The organism is Aeromonas sp. 602200 (assembly GCF_049173895.1).
In the GTDB taxonomy this organism is placed as follows: domain Bacteria; phylum Pseudomonadota; class Gammaproteobacteria; order Enterobacterales; family Aeromonadaceae; genus Aeromonas; species Aeromonas veronii_A.
The window spans coordinates 614831-636340 of the sequence record NZ_JAAKSL010000001.1; the positions used below are offsets into that span (position 1 = coordinate 614831).

Consider the following 21510-nt stretch of genomic DNA (forward strand, 5'->3'; position numbering starts at 1 on the left):
TTTCTGTTTTTATGCGCTGGCGCAGTCGCGATTAACCCAGACGAACCCGGGCGTTGCGGAACATCCGCATCCAGGCGCCGTCCTCACCCCAGTTGTCGGGGTGCCAGGAGTTGGCCACGGTGCGGAACACCCGCTCCGGGTGCGGCATCATGATGGTGGCGCGACCATCGGTGGTGGTCACGGCGGTGATACCATCCGGCGAGCCATTCGGGTTGGCCGGGTAACGCGAGGTCACACTGCCGCGGTTGTCGACAAAGCGCAGCCCTACCAGACCGCTGGCCTGCAACGCGCTCAGGTGAGCGGCATCGCGCACCTCCACCCGTCCTTCCCCATGGGAGACGGCAATGGGCATCACGGAACCCGCCATGCCGGCGAAGAAGGCCGACGGGGACTCCTGCACCTGCACCAGGCTGAAGCGCGCTTCGAAGCGCTCGGAGCGGTTGCGCACAAAGCGCGGCCAGAGATCGGCACCCGGGATGAGATCCCGCAAGTTGGACATCATCTGGCAACCGTTGCAGACACCCAGAGAGAGGGTATCGCCACGCTCGAAGAAGCGCTGGAACTGCTCGCGGGCGTTGTCATTGAACAGGATGGACTTGGCCCAGCCTTCCCCCGCCCCCAGCACGTCACCGTAGGAGAAACCGCCACAGGCCACCAGGGTCTGGAACTCTTCCAGCTTGATGCGACCGGAGAGAATGTCGCTCATATGGACATCGACCGCCGCGAAACCGGCACGATCGAACGCCGCCGCCATCTCCACATGGGAGTTGACTCCCTGCTCGCGCAGCACCGCCAGACGGGGGGAGACCCCACGGGCAATGTAAGGTGCGGCCACATCTTCGGCCGGGTTGAAGCTGAGCTTGGCCTGCAGGCCCGGATCGGTGGCGTCCTGACGAGCAGCATGCTCCTGATCCGCGCACTCGGGGTTGTCGCGCAGGCGCTGCATCTGCCAGCTGGTCTCGCCCCAGATGGTGCGCAGGGCAGTGCGGCTGGCGCGATAGACCTCCTGACCGGCCCGTTGCAGGGTGATGAGATCCCCCTCACGCACCGTGCCGAGCACGTGAGAGCAAGCCGCCAGACCGTGACCAGCCAGCAGGGTCATCACCGCCTCTTTATCTTCGCGGCGCACCTGAATGACGGCGCCCAGCTCCTCGTTAAACAGCGCAGGCAGCAGCTCTCCACCGATGCGATCGAGCTGGATGTCGAGACCGCAGTGACCGGCAAACGCCATCTCGGTCAGGGTCACGAACAGGCCGCCGTCAGAACGGTCGTGATAGGCGATCAGCTTGCGATCGGCCACCAATGCCTGAATGGCGTTGAAGAAGCCCTTGAGCTGGACCGGGTTGTCGAGATCCGGCGCCTTGTCACCCAGCTGGCGATAGACCTGTGCCAGTGCGGAGGCACCGAGGCGCTGCTTGCCATTGCCAAGGTCGATGAGGATAAGGTCGGTCTCACCGAGATCGGTACGCAGCTGCGGAGTAACCGTGTTGCGCACATCCTCGACCCGGGCAAATGCCGAGATGAGCAGGGAGAGCGGCGAAGTGACGCTGTGCTCCTTGCCATCCTGCTGCCATCGGGTCTTCATGGACATGGAGTCCTTGCCCACCGGAATGGTGATGCCCAAGGCCGGGCAGAGCTCCTCACCTACCGCTTTGACCGCCTCATAGAGACCGGCATCTTCACCCGGATGACCGGCAGCGGCCATCCAGTTGGCGGAGAGCTTGACCCGCTTCAGCGACCCGATATGAGCCGGCGCCAGGTTGGTGAGCGCTTCCGCCACCGCCATACGAGCGGAGGCGGCGTGGGAGAGCAGCGCCACCGGGGTACGCTCGCCCATCGACATAGCTTCGCCGTGATAGCTGTCGTAGGTGGCAGCGGTGACGGCGCAATCGGCCACCGGGATCTGCCAGGGGCCAACCATCTGGTCGCGATTGACCAGACCGGTCACGCTGCGATCGCCGATGGTGATAAGGAAGGACTTCTCCGCCACGGTCGGCAGGCGCAGTACCCGCTCGGCCGCGTCACTCAAAGTGATGCCATCGAGCTGGAGCGCTTTGCCTTGTGCAGGCAGAGTCACCACGTCACGGTGCATCTTGGGCGCCTTGCCGAGCAGCACGTCCAGCGGCAGATCGATGGGCTGATTGTCAAAGTGGCTGTCAGAGAGGGTCAGATGCTTCTCTTCGGTCGCGGTACCGATGACGGCATAGGGGGCGCGCTCACGCTCGCACAGCGCCTTGAAGAACGGCAGCTTGTCCTGCGCTACCGCCAGCACGTAACGCTCCTGGGATTCGTTGCACCAGATCTCCAGCGGGCTCATGCCTGGCTCGTCGTTCGGGATGGCGCGCAAATCGAAACGGCCACCGCGCTCACCGTCGTTGACCAACTCCGGCATGGCGTTGGAGAGACCGCCCGCCCCCACGTCGTGGATGAAGACGATGGGGTTGTCGTCCCCCAGTTGCCAGCAGCGGTCAATCACCTCCTGACAGCGGCGCTCCATCTCGGGGTTGTCACGTTGCACCGAGGCAAAATCGAGATCTTCGGCCGACTGGCCGGAAGCCATGGAGGAAGCTGCGCCGCCGCCCAGACCGATGTTCATCGCCGGGCCACCCAGCACGATGAGGGCCGCCCCGACCGGGATCTCCCCTTTCTGGACGTGCTCGGAGCGGATATTGCCGATACCGCCCGCCAGCATGATGGGTTTGTGGTAGCCACGTACCTCGACGCCGTTGTGGCCCGGCACCTCCTCTTCGAAGGTACGGAAGTAACCGAGAATGGCCGGACGGCCGAACTCGTTGTTGAAGGCGGCGCCGCCGAGCGGCCCCTCCTGCATGATGTCAAACGCGCTGACGATGCGGCTCGGCTTGCCAAAATCCTGCTCCCAGGGCTGCTCAAAGCCGGGGATGCGCAGGTTGGAGACGGAGAAACCGACCAGACCCGCCTTGGGCTTGGCACCGCGACCGGTGGCACCCTCGTCGCGGATCTCGCCGCCTGAGCCGGTGGCTGCCCCCGGGAAGGGGGAGATGGCGGTCGGGTGGTTGTGGGTCTCCACCTTCATCAGGATGTCGACTTGCTCCTGATGATACTGGTACTCGCCGCTGGCCGGGCTCGGGAAGAAGCGGCCACCCTGGCTCCCTTCCATCACGGCGGCGTTGTCTTTATAGGCAGAGAGGACATGATCCGGCGTCTGCTCGAAGGTGTTCTTGATCATCTTGAACAGCGACTTGGGCTGCTGCTCACCATCGATGGTCCAGTCGGCATTGAAGATCTTGTGACGGCAGTGTTCGGAGTTCGCCTGGGCGAACATGTAGAGCTCGATATCGTTGGGGTTGCGACCCAACTTGGTGAAGTTCTCCACCAGATAGTCGATTTCGTCGTCGGCCAGCGCCAGACCCAGCGCCACGTTGGCTTCGGCCAGGGCTGCGCGACCACCGCCCAGCACATCCACCTGGGTGAAGGGGCGAGGCTCGTGGTGAGCAAACAGGGCGGCAGCTTCGCTCATCTCGGCAAACACCACTTCCATCATCCGATCATGGAGCACGGCGGCAATGGCGCTGCGCTGGGCGGCACTCAGCTCACCCGGCCCCTTGATGGTCAGGTAATAGGCAATACCACGCTCCAGCCGCTTGACTTGTTTCAGGCCGCAGTTGTGGGCGATGTCGGTTGCTTTGGAAGACCAGGGGGAGATAGTGCCGGGGCGGGGGGTAACAAGAAACAGCTGACCGCTGGGGGTGTGTTCGGGGATGGTCGGGCCGTAGCGCAAGAGCTGGCCCAAGGTCGCTCGCTCGGGGGGAGAGAGGGGGCTTGTCAGCTCGGCAAAGTGCACATACTCGGCATAGACATCCTCTATCTCTACTCCGCTCTCTACTCCACTCTCGTTTTTCATCTGTGCGAAGCGTTGCAGCAGTTTTTGGACACGAAAATCAGACAGTGCTGGGGCACCACGCAAGATATCCATATGACCTTTCTCACCAAGTTTTAAAGTGGGGGGGAATTGAGACGCGCGTATTATAGGGATCTGGCTCACAGCGGACAAACGTTTTTCTCACTTCACGCAGTGTGACTCTGCGCACACTCTCTGGTATAAAGGTGCCTCTTTTTTGACAAATGCCGATTTTTTCAACAAAGGTACTCACCTACTTGCGCTGCATTTTTCGACTGTTTATCGGGCTGTTGTTGACGCTGACGCTGGTTGGCTGCGACTTCTATACCCCCTCCAGCCAGCTGGAGCAGATCCGCCAACGAGGCGAGATCAGGGTTGGCACCATCTATGGCCCCACATCCTATTACCAGCGTGACGACCTCGCCCAGGGGTTCGATTATGAGCTGGCGCAACATTATGCCGAATGGCTGGGGGTGAAACTCACCATCATCCCGGTCAACACCACTGACGAACTGGTTACCCTGCTGAAAAAGGGTAAAGTCGATCTGGCGGCAGCCGCCATCATGGTCACTCAGGAGCGGCGCGAGCTGTTTCGCTTCGGCCCGGGCTTCTACCAGGTCTCTCCCAAGCTGGTATACCGTAATGGCAAGCCCAAGCCGGCCTCGTTGAACGATATAAAAGGCAAGCTGGTGGTGGCCGCCGGCTCCACCGGGGAAGATCTGCTCAAAGAGATGAGCAAAGAGAATCCCAAACTGACGTGGAGCACCAGCCACAACGCCGATGTGGAGGAACTGCTCAAGCAGGTGGTGGATGGCAAGATTGACTACACGGTGGTGCAGGATACCGTGCTGGCCCGTACCCAGCGCTACTACCCGGAGCTCACCGAGGGGCTGACCCTGGCACAGAAGCAGACCGTTGCCTGGGCCATGAGCAAGCTGCCCGATGACAGCCTCTATGCCAGCGTCATCGACTTTTTCGGTCAGCGCTTTATGGACGGCGCTATCGCCAAGCTGGACGAGAAGTACTTCGGCCACGTGCAGAACTTTGACTTCGTCGATACCCGCACTTTCCTGCAGCGGGCCAAGAGCCTGCTGCCCAAGTACCAGCCGCTGTTCCAGACCCACGCCAAGAATATCGACTGGCGCCTGCTGGCTGCCATCAGCTATCAGGAGTCCCACTGGGACCCGCAGGCGCGCTCCTACACCGGCGTGCGTGGCATGATGATGCTGACCGAGCCCACCGCCAAGGCGATGGGGGTCAATGATCGGCTTCATCCGGAAGAGAGCATCAAGGGGGGCTCTCTCTATCTGCAGCAGATGATGGAAAAGGTTCCCGACTCGGTGCCCGAGGACGAGAAGGTGTGGTTTGCTCTCACCGCCTACAACATCGGCTACGGCCATATGATGGACGCGCGCCGTCTGACCAAGGAACTCGGCAAGAATCCCGACGCCTGGAGCGACGTCAAGGATGTGCTGCCGCTGCTGCAGCAAGCACGCTGGCATCGCAAGGTGCGTTACGGCTATGCCCGCGGCAGCGAGGCGCGCAACTATGTCAACAACGTGCGTCAGTACTACCAGAGCCTGCTCTGGCTCGATAACGAGCAACAGAAGGCCCACCAACGGGAGAGTCTCGACAACGACAGCGAGCCGGAGATCGCCGAGCGCCCGACTATCATCGCCGAAGTGGTCAATCAGATCACCATGCGCTAACCAGCCATTATTCGGCTGTTTTCACGCAAACTTCTCTGTTACCATCGATTCACATCGGAGCCTATCCGAAATCGCATTGTTTTCATTATGTTGAGAGAGTAAATAACAGCAATTTCGGATGGGCGCCATCAATGACCCAAGGCCGGGATGGCCACCTGAGTTGGGAGGAGACCAAGATGCAAAAACGTAGAAAAATCAGTCTGGTCAGAAAAGCGAAGTGCAGCTGGAGCCCCAGACGCAAACTCAAGCTTAATGACATCAAGCGCAACCTGTGGCGCAGAAATCGATCCTATACCCTGCTTATTGCAGAGCACACAGCATAAACCCGGCATTCGCCGGGTTTTTTTATCTTCTTTCTCACCTGAAAATCGTCTTACACCAGCGCCGCCTTGAACTGTACCGCCCGCTTGGAGATCAGTGAGTTGCAGTGGTTGCAGAAGTAATCCACCGCGCCGCACGCCTTGAGACGCTCCAGCTCCTGCTGGCAGGTCGGGCAGATGGCCGTGACGCGAACAGGTGCCTGGCACTGACCACAGGTTTGCTCCTTGCTGCGGGTATCCAGTTCAGCCTGGCATGACGGGCAAAGCAGAGCTTCCATAATCAACTCCTCGAAAAGTGGATCAGCCATGGTCTTGTTCCATGGCTGATCCCCCTCCCCTTATTCCTCACCTTAACGTGGCGAGGATAACAAAGCGGCTGCCGGTGAGGGCAGCCGCAAGGACTTATTTCTTCTTCATTTTCAGCAGGCGTTTACGCTGACGTTCCTGACTCAGGGTCATGGTGTTCTTCTTGCCTTCAAACGGGTTGACCGACTCCTGGAACTCGACCCGGATCGGCGAGCCCATGATCTTGAGGGACTTGCGGAAATAGTTGATCAGATACCGCTTGTAGGAGTCCGGCAAGTCGTTCAGCTGGTTGCCGTGGATCACGATGCGCGGCGGGTTGTAGCCACCGGCGTGAGCATACTTGAGCTTGACGCGGCGACCGTTGACCATCGGCGGCTGGTGATCTTCCTGCGCCATCTGCATGATGCGGGTCAGCATGGCCGTGCTGGTACGACGGGTGGCGGACTGGTAAGCCTCCTGAATGGATTCAAACAGATGGCCGACACCGCTGCCGTGCAGGGCGGAGATGAAGTGGACGCGAGCGAAGTCGATGAAGCCCAAGCGACGATCCAGCTCGTTCTTCACATCCTCTTTCACCTTCTGATCCAGACCATCCCACTTGTTCACCACCAGCACCACGGAGCGACCGGCGTGGAGCACATAGCCAAGGATGCTCAAGTCCTGATCGGTGATGGTCTCCTGGGCGTCGATCACCAGCAGGCAAACGTTGGCATCTTCGATGGCTTTCAAGGTCTTGATAACGGAGAACTTCTCCACCGTCTCGTGCACCTTGCCACGACGACGTACACCGGCGGTGTCGATGACCACATACTTCTGCTCGTCACGCTCCATTGGAATGTAAACGGAGTCACGGGTGGTGCCGGGCATGTCATAGACGATGACCCGATCTTCACCCAGCATGCGGTTGGTCAGGGTAGATTTACCGACGTTGGGACGACCAACGATGGCGAACTTGATGGGCAGGTCGGCGAACGGGGTCTCCTTGGTGTCCTCTTTGGTATCGAGTTCACCGGCAGCCACCATGCGCAGCAGGGCTTCTTCGTCGAAGTCCTCCTCTTCCTCATCCTGCGCATCTTCATCGGTAGCGGAGTCGACCAGGGTCTCCAGATGGGGAGCCAGGGCCAGTTCCAGCAGGCTCAGCACGCCACGACCGTGGGCGGCCGCGATCTGGTAGACCTCGCCCAGCGCCAGACCGTAGAACTCGGAGACCGCGGAATCACCGTCGATACCGTCGGTCTTGTTGGCCACCAGAAATACCTTCTTGTGGGCCTTGCGCAGGTGCTCGGCAATGGCTTGATCCGCCGCGGTCAGACCGGCACGGGCATCCACCATGAACAGCACGACGTCCGCTTCTTCGATGGCCAGCAGGGATTGCTCGGCCATCTTCAGCTCGATCCCCTCTTCGGTGCCATCGATACCGCCGGTATCGACCACGATAAATTCCAGCTCGCCCAACTTCGCCTGACCGTATTTACGGTCCCGGGTCAGACCGGGAAAATCGGCAACCAGGGCATCCCGAGTACGGGTCAAGCGGTTAAACAGGGTGGATTTCCCCACGTTGGGGCGGCCCACCAGGGCTACTACAGGAGTCATAAAAGCCTCATTCTCAAGACGACAAAGGCTCCGGGTCCGAAGACCAGGAGCCGGATATTCACATTATCGGACGATCAAGGACGCTTGAGGGCGTACAACTTGCCGTCACGGCTCTGCACATACAGGGTCTCGCCATCCACCAGCGGGGCGGCATAGAGACCACTGCTATCGAGCTGCTGCATCGCCTTGATGGTACCGTCGGTACGATCAAGCCAATACAGGTATCCTTCCACATCACCCACCACCACATAGTCACCGAAGATGACAGGTGCAGTGACGGTACGATTTTCCAGCTGGGTGTTTGACCACAGCTCCAGACCGTTGCGACGGTCGATGGCAAACAGATGGCTGCGACTGTCGGTCAGCACGATGGCATTGCCGGTCATCGCCAGATCGCGATAGCCGGAATACTTGCGCTTCCACACTTCATCGCCGGTCATCAGTTTGCGCGCCATCAGCTGACCGTTGTAGGCGATGGCGTAGAGCTCATCACCGGCAATCAGCGGGCTGGCATCGACGTCAACCATACGGTCCAGCTCGGTGGCACCGCGCGGGTCGGCGACCTTGGACTGGCGCACCGGTTGGCCGTTACCGAGCAGGGCAATGCCCACCTTGCCATCGGCACGACCGTAAATCACGGCGCCGTTGGTGATCACCGGTGCACCGGCACTGCGCAGGGTCAGCGGCGGCTGCTCTTCGGAGAGCGACCACTGCATCTTGCCTTCATCAGTGTCGAGGGCGATCAGGCGACCGGAGGTGGTCAACACCACCACGCGGCCATCTTCCACCGCGGGGCTTGCCACCACTTCGCCGGGCACATTGGTCTGCCACAGCACTTCACCATTCTCTTCGTTCAGGGCGTATACCACCCCGTTCTCGGAGCCGAGGAACAGCTTGCCGTAACGGGAGACCAGGCCACCGGAGAGGCGGGCGCTGCGTTTGTCGGCGTTGACCGGCAGGTCGGCCAGATCGACGGTCCAGAGGCGATCGCCACTGGCACGGTCAAAGGCGCTGACATCGCCGTCGCGGGCCGCCGCGTAGATGCGATCCTCTTCCACCACCGGCTTGAGCTGGGAGTAGAAGTCACCGATACCATCACCCACAGTAGATGACCATGCGGTGTCGGCAGTGAAGGCAGATTCAACCTTGGGCAGCGGCGCCATCGGGTTGAGATCCTCTTCGGAACTGAACAGGGAGCACCCCTGCAGAGCGAAGGAGACCGCAGCCCCCAGCGCCACCATCTTGAATAAATTACGCATCCGGTGCCTCACCAGTCGCTACGGCCGGCAGGGCCAGATCGTCCATTTTCAGCTTGAGCTCGGCGCTACCCTGCAGGCCGCCAGCATCCGCCGCCGCCTGATAGGCATCACGAGCCTCTTCGGTCTTGCCCTGCTTTTGCAGCACATCACCACGGGCTTCGGCTACCTGCGCCTTGAAGGCCTCATTCTGGATGGTCGCCAGCTTGGCCAGCGCTTCATCTGCCTTGCCCTGATCATTCAACACACGGGCCAGACGCAGCGCCGCGATGGGACGAATGCTCTCGTCACCCGTGGTCGCCACCAGCTCCAGCTGCTCGGCAGCCAGATCCAGCTTGCCCGCCTTGACGGCAGCGGCAGCCAGTTGCAACGCGGCCAGTTCACCGTAGGAGTCACCCTTGTTGGCGGTGACAAACTGCTGTGCCTGCTCGAAACCGGCGGCATCGCCCTTGGCCAGCTGCTCAATCACCTGGTTGTAAGAGTGGGAGGAGGCCTCCATGGTCTCTTGCTGGTGCTGGTTGTAATAGCGCCAGCCGAACAGACCGACCAGACCGATCACGGTCCCGGCAATCACCGAGGTTCCGTTCTCTTTCCACCACTCCTTGATAACCTCAACCTGTTGTTCTTCGGTGGTATAGACTTCCACAGCTTACTCTCCTTTGGCTGCCAGCAGGGCAATGGCGGCGTCAACCTTGACGGTCTGTTGCTCGGCCTGACCACGCAGATATTTGATAGTGATCTCCCCGTTTTGCACCTCGGTCTCACCAAGGATCAGGGCGATTGCCGCGCCGCTCTTGTCGGCACGTTTGAGTTGTTTCTTGAAGTTGCCACCACCGCAGTGGCTCATGAGGCGCAGGTCCGGCAGGGCATCGCGCAGACGCTCGGCCAGCTGGAAGCCAGCTTGTTCGGTCCCCTCGCCCACCATCGCCAGATAGACATCCACCGCCGGGCGGATATCGGCGTTGAGCTCGAGAGTTTCCAGCATCAGCACCAGACGCTCCATGCCCATGGCGAAGCCCACGGCCGGGGTCGGTTGACCGCCCAGCTGCTCCACCAGACCATCGTAACGACCACCGGCGCAGACGGTGCCCTGGGCTCCCAGACTGCTGGTGACCCACTCGAACACGGTCAGGTTGTAGTAGTCAAGACCACGCACCAGACGCTCGTTCACTTCGTATTTGATACCGGCAGACTCGAGCAGGCGCTTGAGCCCCTCGAAGTGGGCCAGGCTCTCTTCGCCCAGATGGTCGAACAGACGCGGGGCACCCGCCAAAATGGCCTGCACCTTTTCATCCTTGGAGTCAAGCACCCGCAGCGGGTTGCTGTACATGCGGCGCTGGCTCTCTTCGTCCAGCTGCTCCTTGTACTGCTCCAGATAGGCCACCAGCGCATCGCGGTAAGCGGCACGCTCGGCGCTCTGACCCAGGGTGTTGAGCTGCAGGGTGACATGCTCGCTGATGCCAAACAGACGCCACAGACGGTGAGTCAGCATGATCAGCTCAGCGTCGATGTCCGGCCCGTTGATGCCAAACAGCTCGACACCGAATTGGTGGAACTGGCGATAACGGCCCTTCTGGGGACGCTCGTGACGGAACATGGGGCCCATGTACCACATCCGGCGTTCCTGGTTGTAGAGCAGACCGTGTTCGATACCGGCACGGACGCAGCTGGCGGTCCCTTCCGGACGCAGGCTCAGGCTGTCGCCGTTACGGTCTTCAAAGGTGTACATCTCTTTTTCGACCACGTCGGTCACTTCACCGATGGCGCGCTTGAACAGATGAGTCTGCTCGACAATCGGCATGCGCACTTCGCTGTAGCCATAGCTGGCAACGACCTGGCGCAGGATCTGTTCAACCTTCTGCCATACCGGGCTCTGCTCCGGCAGGCAATCATTCATACCGCGAATAGCTTGGATCTGTTTTGCCACGTTGATACTCGAGAAAAAGAGGTAAAATTTGGCCGCATTATAGGGATTTTCCCCCCCAAGGTAAAATCAGGGAATCCGGATGCGGGATTTAAAATCAGTCACCTGGAAAAAGGGCCACCCAATGTGGCCCTGTTTCGCTCACTCCTTGTCCATCGGGATCCGGTTGGCGGGATCCAGCATGGCGGCGCGGGCGCGAATGCGGCGCTCCAGAGTTGGAATGAGATCCTTGTTGTCGAGCCGATCGACCCGCTGGCCCCCTTCATAGAAGGCACTCTTGTTGGCGGCACCCGCCAGGCCAAGGTCGGAGACCAGCGCTTCGCCCGGGCCATTCACCACGCAACCGATGATGGAGACATCCATCGGGGTGATGATGTCTTCGAGCCGCTCTTCCAGCGCGTTGACGGTAGCGATCACATCGAACTCCTGCCGTGAGCAGGATGGGCAAGCGATAAAGTTGATGCCACGGGAGCGAATACGCAGGGATTTGAGGATATCGAAACCGACCTTCACCTCCTCCACCGGATCCGCCGCCAGCGAGATACGCAGGGTATCGCCGATGCCGTCGGTAAGCAGCATGCCCAGACCGATGGCAGACTTCACCGCGCCGGCACGGAAACCGCCCGCTTCGGTGATGCCAAGGTGCAGCGGCTGTTCAATCTGCTTGGCCAGCAGGCGATAGGCACCTACAGCCAGGAACACATCGGAGGCCTTGACGCTCACCTTGAAATCCTGGAAATCGAGACGGTCGAGATAGTCCACGTGGCGCATGGCTGACTCCACCAGCGCCTCTGGGGTCGGCTCACCGTACTTCTCCTGAATATCTTTCTCCAGCGACCCGCCATTGACCCCGATACGGATCGGGATATTGAGGTCGCGCGCGCAATCGACCACCGAGCGCACCCGCTGCTCGTTGCCGATGTTGCCCGGGTTGATACGCAGGCAGTCGGCACCGTACTCGGCCACTTTCAGGGCGATGCGATAGTCGAAGTGGATATCGGCGACGATGGGGATGCGGGTCTGTTGTTTGATAAGCCGGAAGGCTTCCGCCGCTTCCATGGTGGGCACGGAGACACGGACGATATCGGCACCGACCCGCTCGATCCGCTGGATCTGCTCGATGGTGGCGGTGACATCTGTGGTCTTGGTGTTGGTCATGGTCTGCACGGTAATGGGGGCATCGCCCCCAACCGGTACATTACCAACCATGATCTGTCTGGATTTACGACGAATGATGGGTGATTCGTGAGAAGACATGGGAAACAGATTACTCCTGCGGCAGTGAGAAGCGGGCTGTACGACCGTTGTTGTAACGGCTCATATCAAACGACTGCCCCTTGTAGTCAAGCTTGACGGCCATGGGCGCGCCAATGATGAACTTCAGGGGCTCGGCGCCTTCCAGCACCAGCTCGTCGTTGGCCTTCTTCAGACCACTGAACAGGGTCTTGCCGTTGGCATCCTTCACATCCAGCCAGCAATCGGCGGTGAAGCTCATCTTCAGTTGCGGCGCAGTCGCCGGATCAACGACAGCCTCTTCAGATTCGGTGCCATTGGCGCCGGATACCGCAGCATCGGTCGCAGTGCCGACAGCCGCGCTGACATCGGTCAGGGCAACAGCCGCAGAAGCAGGCGCCAGGGTAGCAGTCGCATCGGAGACCACCGCGGGGGCAGTCACGTCCGTGGCGGCAGGTGCGATGGCAGCGCCTTCCACCGGAGCTGTGTTGATCGCATCGGGCGGCGTGATTGCAGGTTCAGCCGGAGTCGAACTGGTCGCACTCATCTCGGTGGCTGCCAGCGCTTCATCACCGGCGGAGCGGCGTGAAGTACTCTGCCACCACCAGGCGACCGAGAGCGCAATCAGCACCAGGATCACCAGCCAGGTGACCACCTTGAGCCGATTGTCGTTGGCTTGCTGGCGGGAGCGACGGGAGAAGCTCTGCATGTCGATATTGTCGGGAGGTGTCAGACCCAGCTTGTCGTAAGCGGCCAGAATGGTCTCTTCCGGGATCCCGACCAGCTTGGCATAGGTACGCAGATAGCCCCGAATAAAGGTATGGGACGTATGTTTGTCGTAGGTATCCGATTCGATGGCGGCGATCAGGGTCAGACGAAGGTGAATGCGGGACGCAACCTGTTCTCGTGTCCAGCCAAGCTGTTCACGGGCATTGCGCAGCAGCTGGCCTGGACCTGCTGCCTGGGAGTCGTCTTGTTGGAAATCGTGTGGCTGTTCAATAGTCATTGGCTAAATAACGCTTGGCTTGTTGCGAAGTGGGATATTGCCTTACCAGCTCAGTCCCGAATTGGTGAAGTAATGCCGGCTTGTCCATTGCCTGTGCCAATCTGAGTCTCAACCAGAGACTCTCCTCATTCTCGTCTGACACATCGGCAAAACGGGCGAGGTAGGACTGCACATCAGGCAGCTTGCCATCTTTCATGGAAAGCTCGGCCAAGTCCAGCAATAACCCTGGATTGCGGGGATTATACCCCAAGGCCAGGCGATAGTACTCGCCTGCTTTATCATTTCTGCGATTTTGCAGGGCACAAAGTGCCGCATTTTCATAGGTATCGGCAATCTTCACATAGCCTGGTTGAATAACAGCCTGGTTGAATGCCTTGTCTGCCTCATCATAACGGCCACGATCACAGAGGAAGGCACCATAGTTGTTCATTGCGTCAGCATTGGACGGATCCATGGCAAGGGCGTTCTTGTAATGCTCTTCAGCCGCCTTGAAATCCCCCACCCTCTGGTAGAAGTAGGCAAAACCGATCTGCACCTGAGGATTGGAGGGGTCATACTGGAGGGCGCGATCAAGATTGAACTTGGCCTGCTCGGCATTGCCCTGACGCAGGTACTGGATACCCAGGTCGAGGCGGGTTTGAGCAGCCGCCTTGAGGTCAGGACCCACTTCACGCTGGGTCGAGTTCTGGCCAGCGTAAGTGGTCTCGGTCACACAGCCTGGCAGCGCGCAGAGCGCTGCCACTACGATCAATGTACGTGTATCCATTCCCTGTCTATACAATGGCTTAGCATTTAAACCATTTTGACGGAAATCCCATCCTGTTGCATCCGATTTTTGATAGTTCGCTTGGTACGGTCAATCACGTCACCCACCAGCTGACCACAGGCGGCATCGATGTCATCACCACGAGTCTTGCGGACAATCACGGTGAAACCGTACTCCATCAGTACCTTGGAGAAGCGATCGATACGACTGTTGCTCGGCTTGCCGTAAGGGTTGCCCGGGAAGGGGTTGAACGGGATCAGGTTGATCTTGCTCGGAGTGTCCTTGAGCACCTTGGCCAGCTCGTGAGCATGCTGCATATCGTCATTGATATGATCGAGCAGCACATACTCGACGGTCACCCGACCACCGTTGGCATTGGATTTGGCCAGGTAACGACGGACACCGGCGAGGAACTCCTCGATGTTGTACTTGTCGTTGATCGGCATGATCTCTGAACGCAGCTTGTCGTTCGGGGCGTGCAGGGAGATAGCCAGCGCCACGTCGATCTGGTCGCCCAGCTTGTCCAGCGCAGGTACCACGCCAGAGGTGGAGATGGTCACCCGGCGTTTGGATATGCCAAAGCCGTAGTCATCCATCATCAGACGCATGGCGGGCACCACGTTGGCGAGGTTGAGCAGCGGCTCGCCCATCCCCATCATCACCACGTTGGTGATGGGACGCTTGCCACCGACCACGCGGGCCGCACGCCACACCTGACCGATGATCTCGGAGACTTTCAGGTTGCGGTTGAAGCCTTGTTGGGCGGTAGAGCAGAACTTGCACTCCAGCGCACAGCCAACTTGAGAGGAGACGCAGAGGGTCGCGCGGTCATCTTCCGGGATGTAGACAGTCTCTACCTCCTGATCGCCCACCTGCAGAGCCCACTTGATGGTGCCATCGGCAGAGCGCTGCTCGCGGCTGATCTCGGGCGCCTTGATCTCGGCGATCGCCTTGAGGCGCTCTTTAAGCACCTTGTTGACGTTGGTCATCTGATCGAAATCATCACACCCAAAGTGATAGATCCACTTCATGACCTGATCTGCCCGGAATGGCTTCTCGCCCAGTTCGACGAAAAAGGCACGCATGGCATCCCGATCAAGATCCAGCAGGTTGATTTTTGTTTCGCTCATCAATGGCCTCAGTTCAAACACTTCATCAATTATTGGCTGACGACGTCAGGGGGCGGCATTGTACAAATAATGGGTCTGGCTTTCCACCTGGAGAATAGAGGGATATTGAGTAAACAGCGAAAACAACAAAGGGAGCCGAGGCTCCCTTGGGTCATCATCCACAAAAATCAGCCGCGCGGGCAGATCTCGTTGTCAGAGAAGAAGTAGGCAATTTCGCGGGCAGCGGATGCCGGTGCATCGGAGCCGTGCACGGCGTTGCGATCGATGCTCTCGGCATAACAGGCACGCAAGGTACCAGCCAGCGCCTCTTTCGGGTTGGTAGCCCCCATGATCTCGCGATTGCGACGGATGGCGTCTTCCCCTTCCAGCACCTGCACCATGACAGGGCCAGAGGTCATGAAGCTGACCAGATTGTCATAAAAAGGCTTGCCCTGATGCTCGGCATAGAAACCGGCAGCCTGTTCACTGCTCATGTGCAGCATTTTGGATGCCACCACTTTCAAGCCTGCGCTTTCGAAACGGCTATAGATGGCACCGATCAGGTTCTTGCTGACAGCATCCGGTTTAACGATAGAGAAGGTACGTTCGATGGCCATTGATATCTTTCCTTAACTACAGAGTTTTATTGTTAGAATCCATGTTCGCTGGCGATTATACGTAAACAAAAACCGGAAAAACACACAAACAAGCAACTTTTTATTAAACATCACTCCCTTGCAATCAACATCCACACTCATCTTGACCGAGCAGAGCCGGAAAATATGTGCGCTTGCGCACGATAGTTACCTTAAGCCGCCAAAATCCCATCTTTTGTTCATAATTCGAACAGCATGAAAAAGGCACCCGAAGGTGCCTTGTCTCGCCTATTTGGCTTCCGCCAGCAAGGCCCGCGCTATGGTGCGCATCCCCAGAGTATTGGCCCCCGGCGCCCAGAGGGCATCGCCGTTGTCACTGAAGCAGGCGGCCAGATCGATATGCAGCCAGCCCATCCCTTCGTTGGCAACGAAACGGGAGAGGAAACCCGCCGCGTTGGAGGCGCCACCCGGCCCGCCCCCCTTCACCGGACGGCTGTTGGCCGTGTCGGCGTAATGGGAAGGGCACTGCTGGCGGTGCCAGGGCTCCAGCGGTAGCGGCCAGGCCGGCTCATGCTCGGCATCGGCATAGGTCATGGCCCGGCTTACCAGTCCTTTATCGAGGCCAAACAGGGCATTGTACCGCCCACCCAGCGCCATCACGGCAGCACCAGTCAGAGTTGCGGCATCGATGATCAGCGGTGCGCCGGACTCACTCGCCAGTTGCAAGCCATCGGCCAGTACCAGCCGCCCCTCGGCGTCGGTATTCACAATCTCGACCGTGGTGCCGTTCTTGTAGGTGAGGATATCCCCCAGCTTGTAGGCATGGCCGGAGACCAGGTTCTCGGCGCAGCAGAGAATAAGCTTCACCCGCTTGTCGAGCCCACGCAGCATGGCCAGCGCCAGCGCACCGGTGACAATCGCCGCGCCCCCCATGTCGCACTTCATGGTGAGCATCCCCTCGGAGCTTTTCATGGAGTAGCCGCCGGAGTCAAAGGTGATCCCCTTGCCTACCAGCGCTGCCGCCACCGGCGCCTTGGGGTCACGCCCCGGGTTGAAGTCGAGCTCCAGCAATACCGGTTCGCGCGCACTGCCGCGGCCCACCTGATAGAGGCCGACCCAGCCCGCCTGTTGCAGCGCTTCGCCTTTCAAAATGCGATGACTCACCTTGTCCGGCGCCAGCTCGGTAATAAAGGAGGCCGCTTCCACCGCCAGCTCCAGCGGGCCCAACTGCTCCGGGGTGGCATTGGTCATCTCGCGCACCCAGCGGCCGCAGAGCCAACGCGCTTCCAGCTCCTCTCTGTCCTCTTCCGAGGACATGGCCCACTGCAGTTGCACCTCCGCCTTGGGGGTTTGCAGCCCTTGGGCAAAGGCCCACTGCTGTTCACGCTCCCAATGACCAGCCAGGGTCACTTTCTGGATCCCCTGCTGGCAGAGGCGACGGGCCGCTTGCTGGATATCGAGCAGCGGATTGGCCGTCACCAGATGGATCACCATGCCGTCGGCGCGGTGAGAGAGCAGCGCCCCCTCCCCCCACTCGGCCGGTGCAAATTCACGACTTAACCAGACATTCATGCGGTCACCTCCTGCAGCCAGCGGGCGATGGTACGCAGACCGTGCCCCTTGGCGCCGGTCGCCCAGAGATCGTTGCCCGATTTCTGATAAGAGGCTGCCAGATCCAGGTGCACCCAGCCTTTGCCCTCATCGCGCACGAAGCGGGAAAGGAACGCTGCAGCCGTGGTGGCACCGGCCGTGCCTTCGGCTGAGGCGACGTTGCCCAGATCGGCAAAGGCCGAGGTGAGCTGGCTGGCATGCCAGGGTTCTAGCGGAAGCGCCCACGCCTGTTCGTTTTCCACCTTGGCGGCGGCCAGCGCACGCAGCTGTTCGGTCTCATCGAGGGCAAACACCGCATTATAATCGCGCCCCAGCGCCATCTTGGCGGCGCCGGTCAGGGTGGCTGCGTCAAGGATATAAGCCGCACCGGTGTCGGAGGCCGCCATCAGGCCATCGGCCAGCACCAGACGACCTTCCGCATCGGTGTTCTGGATCTCGACCGAAACCCCGTTCTTGTAGGTGAGGATGTCGCCCAGCTTGAAGGCGTGGCCGGAGACCAGGTTCTCGGCGCAGCAGAGAATGAGCTTCACCCGCTGGTTCAGACCGCGGCTGATAGCAAGCGCCAGCGCGCCGGTCACCATGGCGGCACCGCCCATATCGGACTTCATCGGCAGCATGTTGTCAGAGGACTTCATGGAGTAGCCACCGGAATCGAAAGTGATCCCCTTGCCCACCAGCGCCGCTACCACGGGCGCATTGCGATCACCGGTCGGGTTGTAGTCAAGCTCCAGCAGCACCGGCTCGCGCTCGCTGCCACGGCCAACCGACCAGATCCCGATATGGCCGGACTCGCGCAGCGCTTCACCGGCGGTGATGCGGGCAGTAACCTGATCCCCGGCGATACCACGAATGAGCAACAGGGCCGATTCCGCCAGACTCATGGGGTAGATCTCTTCCGGACAGCCATTGGTGATGTCACGTACCCAGCGAGCCGCCTTGAGCAGCGCATCCAGTTCACGGGCTTCCGCGTCGCTCTGCTGGCCGAAATCCAGTTCACGCGCACCCTTGGCGGCGTAGAAACCCTGGGCGAACGCGTAGCGACGCTCCAGATCCCAGCCTTCACCGACCAGCATCACCCGCTTGATCCCGCTCGATTCGAGGCGACGGGCGGCGCGCTGAACGGTGCGCAGAACATCCTTCTCCTGACCCGCGGCACCAAGATGGATCAGTGCCTCGTCGCCATTGAAACTGAGCTGGGCGCCCTCGCCCCAATAGGCGGCCGCAGCCTGGGTGGATAACGCTACCTTCATCATGTCAGCCATCGTGTTTGCTTCCTTTTTACTGGCACTATGTATAAGCACTCTTTATGGGAAAGAGCTTATTGGCAAAGAGAGAATAACGAATACAAAAAAGGCCGTGCCCCCGAGGGTCACGGCCTTCCACCATATCACTGAAGCACCACAGGATGCTGCACGTGCAATTCACTCATGTGTAATTAATGGCGTTCAGAGGCAAGGTTCAGGGTGTACTTGGGCAGTTCCACCACCAGATCCTCGTCCGCCAGTTTTGCCTGGCAGCTGAGGCGCGATTCCGGCTCCAACCCCCACGCCTTGTCCAGCATGTCGTCTTCCAGCTCGTCACTTGGCTCGAGCGAGTCAAAGCCCTCGCGCACCACGCAGTGGCAGGTAGTGCAGGCACAGGATTTCTCGCAGGCATGCTCGATTTCGATACCGTTGCGCAGCGCCACATCCAGAATGGTCTCGCCGCTTTGCCCCTCGAGGGCGGCGCCATCCGGACAGAGTACGGGATGAGGAAGAATGATCAGTTTTGGCATATTACACCTTGTTGACGTTTTGTCCGGTCAGCACCTTGCGGATGGAGGCGTCCATCCGGCGGGCTGCAAACTCGCCACTGACAGCATCGGCTGCCTCAATGGCTTCTTTGATTTGATGGGTTGCGCCGCTGTTGCGCATGGTCAGCAGATGGGCGATGGCGGCATCAATCTCGGCACGCTCGGCAGCATTGAGCAGGGCATCGCCATCGGCGGCCAGCGCCGCATTGAGACTCTCGACCACCCGGTCAGCTTCAACCTGCTGCTCGGCCAGCATGCGGGCATCCATATCCTGCTGGGCGTTCTCGATGGAGGCACTCAGCATGTTGAGGATATCCTGCTCAGCCAGCCCGTAAGAGGGCTTGACCTGGATCTCGGCCTGCACGCCGGAGGATTTCTCCATGGCGCTGACCGAGAGCAGACCATCCGCATCCACCTGGAAGGTGACGCGAATATGGGCGGCGCCGGCGGCCATCGGCGGAATACCGGTCAGGGTAAAGCGGGCCAGGGAGCGGCAATCGGCCACCAACTCGCGCTCGCCCTGCACCACGTGAATGGCCATGGCGGTCTGACCATCCTTGAAGGTGGTGAACTCCTGAGCACGAGCCACCGGAATGGTGGTATTGCGCGGGATCACCTTCTCGGCGAGGCCCCCCATGGTCTCCAGACCCAGCGACAAGGGGATAACGTCCAGCAGCAGCATCTCGGCATCGGGCTTGTTGCCCACCAGAATATCGGCCTGGATGGCGGCGCCGATGGCGACAACCTTGTCCGGATCGATGCTGGTCAGCGGCGTACGCTGGAAGAACTCGCCCACCAGTTCACGCACCAGCGGCACCCGGGTGGAGCCACCGACCATCACCACTTCCAGCACTTCCACCTGCTCGAGACCGGCATCGCGCAGGGCGCGGCGACAAGCCAGCAAGGTCCGTTTCACCAGCGGGGTGATGAGTTCATCAAACTGGCTACGGCTCACTGAACCCTGCCAGCCAGCAAAGGTGCACGCCACCTGCTCGGCATCGGTCAGACCATGCTTGACGGCCGCGGCCACATCCAGCAGCTCGCGCTGCAGATGGGCATCCAGCTCGCCGGAGAGGCCCGCTTGCGCCTTGATCCAGTCCGCCAGCAGGTGATCAAAATCATCACCGCCGAGGGCGGAATCGCCGCCGGTCGCCATTACTTCAAACACACCGCGGTGCAGACGCAGGATGGAGATATCGAAGGTGCCGCCCCCCAGATCGTAAACCGCGATCACCCCTTCCTGACCGGAGTCAAGGCCATAGGCAATCGCGGCCGCGGTCGGCTCGTTGAGCAGTCGTAGCACGTGCAGACCGGCCAGACGGGCCGCATCCTTGGTGCCCTGACGCTGGGCATCATCGAAATAGGCGGGCACGGTAATGACCACGCCATCGAGATCGCCCCCGAGTGTCTGGGCGCCACGCTCGGCCAGCTTTTTGAGAATTTCGGCCGAGACCTGTACCGGATTGACCAGCCCCTGACGGGTTTGCAGTTGCGGCATGCCATTGTCGGCAGCGATGAACTGGTAGGGCTGCTGGCGGGTATCGATATCGGCCAGCGCCTTGCCCATCATCCGTTTGACCGAGACGATGGTGTTGTGAGGATCGAGCGCCGCTTCGCGCTTGGCATCAATTCCGACTCGAATGGCGTCGCTTTGATAGTGCACCACTGACGGGAGCAGGTCGCGCCCTTGCTCATCGCAAAGGGTATCGGCGTGACCACTGCGAACCGCAGCGACGAGAGAGTTGGTGGTGCCGAGATCGATGCCGACGGCACGTTTGTGCTGATGAGGAACAGCGCTCTGGCCGGGTTCGGCGATTTGCAGTAATGCCATGGGTAATGAAACTTCCAGCGTTAAAGGATCAAGACTCGAGAAGCGAGTCTTCGAATCGTTCCAGCTCTTCGAGGAGCTTGTCGACAAACTTGAGTTTGCGAACGCAATCAGCGGCAACGAGATCTCTGCCGGCGGCAAGAGACTCGGTCAGCTGTTGCATCAACATCTGGTGATCATGCCTGATCTCGCTGCGAAAATCCTTGATGGCGCGCTCAGGGTCGGCGTCATCTTTCAGATCGGCCAGACGCTCGCGCCACTCCAGCTGCTGCATCAGAAACGCGGTATCTTGCAGAGTCTGCTGTTCACCACGGATATCGGTGCCACGCAGGGAGAGCAGATATTCGGCACGGCGCAGCGGCGCCTTGAGGGTGGTGAATGCTTCATTGATCTGAGCGGCACGTTGCACCGCAGCAAGCTGCTCCCGTTCGGGGGCGGTGGCAAAACGATCAGGATGGAATTGGGTTTGCAGCTGGCGGTAGGTATCAGCCAACTGACGGGTATCGAGCTCGAAGCCTTCAACCAGCCCAAACAGCTCGAAATGATTCATGCAAACCTCTTGGAAACGTTCGCCACAACCT

At 60.0% G+C, this 21510-nt stretch carries 17 protein-coding genes; 1 reads left to right on the top strand and 16 read right to left on the bottom strand.

Features of this window, described 5'->3' with window-relative positions; genetic code table 11:
• Nucleotides 1–31: 31 nt before the first annotated feature.
• Nucleotides 32–3955: a phosphoribosylformylglycinamidine synthase gene (gene purL, locus G5221_RS02615; protein WP_421262763.1), complete on the bottom strand. Its 3924-nt coding sequence runs from the start codon at nt 3953–3955 to the stop codon at nt 32–34.
• Between the two features lie 149 nt (nt 3956–4104).
• On the opposite strand from purL, the gene mltF reads away from it, so the two are divergent.
• A complete protein-coding gene (mltF, locus tag G5221_RS02620; protein ID WP_421250289.1) occupies nt 4105–5589 on the top strand; it encodes a membrane-bound lytic murein transglycosylase MltF in 1485 nt (494 codons plus the stop codon).
• A gap of 373 nt (nt 5590–5962) precedes the next feature.
• Here the strand turns inward: mltF and G5221_RS02625 are convergent, their stop codons facing one another.
• The 15 genes from G5221_RS02625 to hscB form a co-directional block, all read right to left on the bottom strand.
• Entirely contained in the window at nt 5963–6187 is a 225-nt protein-coding gene (locus G5221_RS02625) for a zinc ribbon domain-containing protein (protein WP_421262815.1), read from the bottom strand.
• Between the two features lie 124 nt (nt 6188–6311).
• Nucleotides 6312–7808, bottom strand: a complete 1497-nt coding sequence (der, locus tag G5221_RS02630) for a ribosome biogenesis GTPase Der (RefSeq protein ID WP_005333794.1) — start codon at nt 7806–7808, stop codon at nt 6312–6314.
• Nucleotides 7809–7882: 74 nt separating this feature from the next.
• Nucleotides 7883–9067, bottom strand: coding sequence for an outer membrane protein assembly factor BamB (gene bamB / locus G5221_RS02635; protein ID WP_421262764.1), 1185 nt, complete (start codon nt 9065–9067; stop codon nt 7883–7885).
• Complete coding sequence (locus tag G5221_RS02640) at nt 9060–9710, bottom strand: YfgM family protein (RefSeq protein ID WP_021229680.1); 651 nt, start codon at nt 9708–9710, stop codon at nt 9060–9062. Before G5221_RS02640 ends, bamB begins: the two co-directional genes overlap by 8 nt.
• A gap of 3 nt (nt 9711–9713) precedes the next feature.
• Nucleotides 9714–10991, bottom strand: coding sequence for a histidine--tRNA ligase (gene hisS, locus G5221_RS02645; RefSeq protein ID WP_005351051.1), 1278 nt, complete (start codon nt 10989–10991; stop codon nt 9714–9716).
• Nucleotides 10992–11129: 138 nt separating this feature from the next.
• Nucleotides 11130–12245 carry a flavodoxin-dependent (E)-4-hydroxy-3-methylbut-2-enyl-diphosphate synthase gene (gene ispG, locus G5221_RS02650; RefSeq protein ID WP_216977892.1) on the bottom strand — a complete coding sequence of 372 codons (1116 nt, stop codon included), beginning with the start codon at nt 12243–12245 and terminating at the stop codon, nt 11130–11132.
• A gap of 10 nt (nt 12246–12255) precedes the next feature.
• On the bottom strand, nt 12256–13227 hold the full coding sequence (gene rodZ, locus G5221_RS02655; protein WP_421262765.1) for a cytoskeleton protein RodZ: 972 nt from the start codon (nt 13225–13227) through the stop codon (nt 12256–12258).
• Nucleotides 13217–14008 (bottom strand): PilW family type IVa pilus biogenesis/stability lipoprotein TapF, encoded by a 792-nt coding sequence (tapF, locus tag G5221_RS02660; protein ID WP_421262766.1) that lies wholly within the window; start codon nt 14006–14008, stop codon nt 13217–13219. Before tapF ends, rodZ begins: the two co-directional genes overlap by 11 nt.
• An 11-nt stretch (nt 14009–14019) precedes the next feature.
• On the bottom strand, nt 14020–15123 hold the full coding sequence (locus G5221_RS02665; protein WP_005344856.1) for a bifunctional tRNA (adenosine(37)-C2)-methyltransferase TrmG/ribosomal RNA large subunit methyltransferase RlmN: 1104 nt from the start codon (nt 15121–15123) through the stop codon (nt 14020–14022).
• Between the two features lie 167 nt (nt 15124–15290).
• Nucleotides 15291–15719 (bottom strand): nucleoside-diphosphate kinase, encoded by a 429-nt coding sequence (gene ndk / locus G5221_RS02670; protein WP_005333805.1) that lies wholly within the window; start codon nt 15717–15719, stop codon nt 15291–15293.
• Nucleotides 15720–15986: 267 nt separating this feature from the next.
• Nucleotides 15987–17270 carry an aminopeptidase PepB gene (pepB, locus tag G5221_RS02675; protein WP_005359802.1) on the bottom strand — a complete coding sequence of 428 codons (1284 nt, stop codon included), beginning with the start codon at nt 17268–17270 and terminating at the stop codon, nt 15987–15989.
• Nucleotides 17267–18571, bottom strand: coding sequence for an aminopeptidase PepB (gene pepB, locus G5221_RS02680; RefSeq protein WP_421262767.1), 1305 nt, complete (start codon nt 18569–18571; stop codon nt 17267–17269). The genes pepB (G5221_RS02675) and pepB (G5221_RS02680) overlap by 4 nt, the downstream gene beginning before the upstream one ends.
• Before the next feature lie 173 nt (nt 18572–18744).
• Nucleotides 18745–19083, bottom strand: coding sequence for an ISC system 2Fe-2S type ferredoxin (gene fdx, locus G5221_RS02685; protein ID WP_005333808.1), 339 nt, complete (start codon nt 19081–19083; stop codon nt 18745–18747).
• Nucleotide 19084: 1 nt separating this feature from the next.
• Nucleotides 19085–20932: a Fe-S protein assembly chaperone HscA gene (gene hscA, locus G5221_RS02690; RefSeq protein WP_338774560.1), complete on the bottom strand. Its 1848-nt coding sequence runs from the start codon at nt 20930–20932 to the stop codon at nt 19085–19087.
• Between the two features lie 28 nt (nt 20933–20960).
• Nucleotides 20961–21479 carry a co-chaperone HscB gene (gene hscB / locus G5221_RS02695; RefSeq protein WP_005351031.1) on the bottom strand — a complete coding sequence of 173 codons (519 nt, stop codon included), beginning with the start codon at nt 21477–21479 and terminating at the stop codon, nt 20961–20963.
• Nucleotides 21480–21510 lie beyond the last annotated feature (31 nt).

What these genes read in the sequence shown, in the direction of transcription:
- rodZ (WP_421262765.1), bottom strand. Translation starts at nt 13,227, where the DNA reads ATGACTATTGAACAGCCACACGATTTCCAACAAGACGACTCCCAGGCA.
- G5221_RS02665 (WP_005344856.1), bottom strand. Translation starts at nt 15,123, where the DNA reads ATGAGCGAAACAAAAATCAACCTGCTGGATCTTGATCGGGATGCCATG.
- der (WP_005333794.1), bottom strand. Translation starts at nt 7,808, where the DNA reads ATGACTCCTGTAGTAGCCCTGGTGGGCCGCCCCAACGTGGGGAAATCC.
- mltF (WP_421250289.1), top strand. Translation starts at nt 4,105, where the DNA reads ATGCCGATTTTTTCAACAAAGGTACTCACCTACTTGCGCTGCATTTTT.
- pepB (WP_421262767.1), bottom strand. Translation starts at nt 18,571, where the DNA reads ATGGCTGACATGATGAAGGTAGCGTTATCCACCCAGGCTGCGGCCGCC.
- ispG (WP_216977892.1), bottom strand. Translation starts at nt 12,245, where the DNA reads ATGTCTTCTCACGAATCACCCATCATTCGTCGTAAATCCAGACAGATC.
- fdx (WP_005333808.1), bottom strand. Translation starts at nt 19,083, where the DNA reads ATGCCAAAACTGATCATTCTTCCTCATCCCGTACTCTGTCCGGATGGC.
- ndk (WP_005333805.1), bottom strand. Translation starts at nt 15,719, where the DNA reads ATGGCCATCGAACGTACCTTCTCTATCGTTAAACCGGATGCTGTCAGC.
- hscB (WP_005351031.1), bottom strand. Translation starts at nt 21,479, where the DNA reads ATGAATCATTTCGAGCTGTTTGGGCTGGTTGAAGGCTTCGAGCTCGAT.
- purL (WP_421262763.1), bottom strand. Translation starts at nt 3,955, where the DNA reads ATGGATATCTTGCGTGGTGCCCCAGCACTGTCTGATTTTCGTGTCCAA.
- pepB (WP_005359802.1), bottom strand. Translation starts at nt 17,270, where the DNA reads ATGAATGTCTGGTTAAGTCGTGAATTTGCACCGGCCGAGTGGGGGGAG.
- bamB (WP_421262764.1), bottom strand. Translation starts at nt 9,067, where the DNA reads ATGCGTAATTTATTCAAGATGGTGGCGCTGGGGGCTGCGGTCTCCTTC.
- G5221_RS02625 (WP_421262815.1), bottom strand. Translation starts at nt 6,187, where the DNA reads ATGGAAGCTCTGCTTTGCCCGTCATGCCAGGCTGAACTGGATACCCGC.
- hscA (WP_338774560.1), bottom strand. Translation starts at nt 20,932, where the DNA reads ATGGCATTACTGCAAATCGCCGAACCCGGCCAGAGCGCTGTTCCTCAT.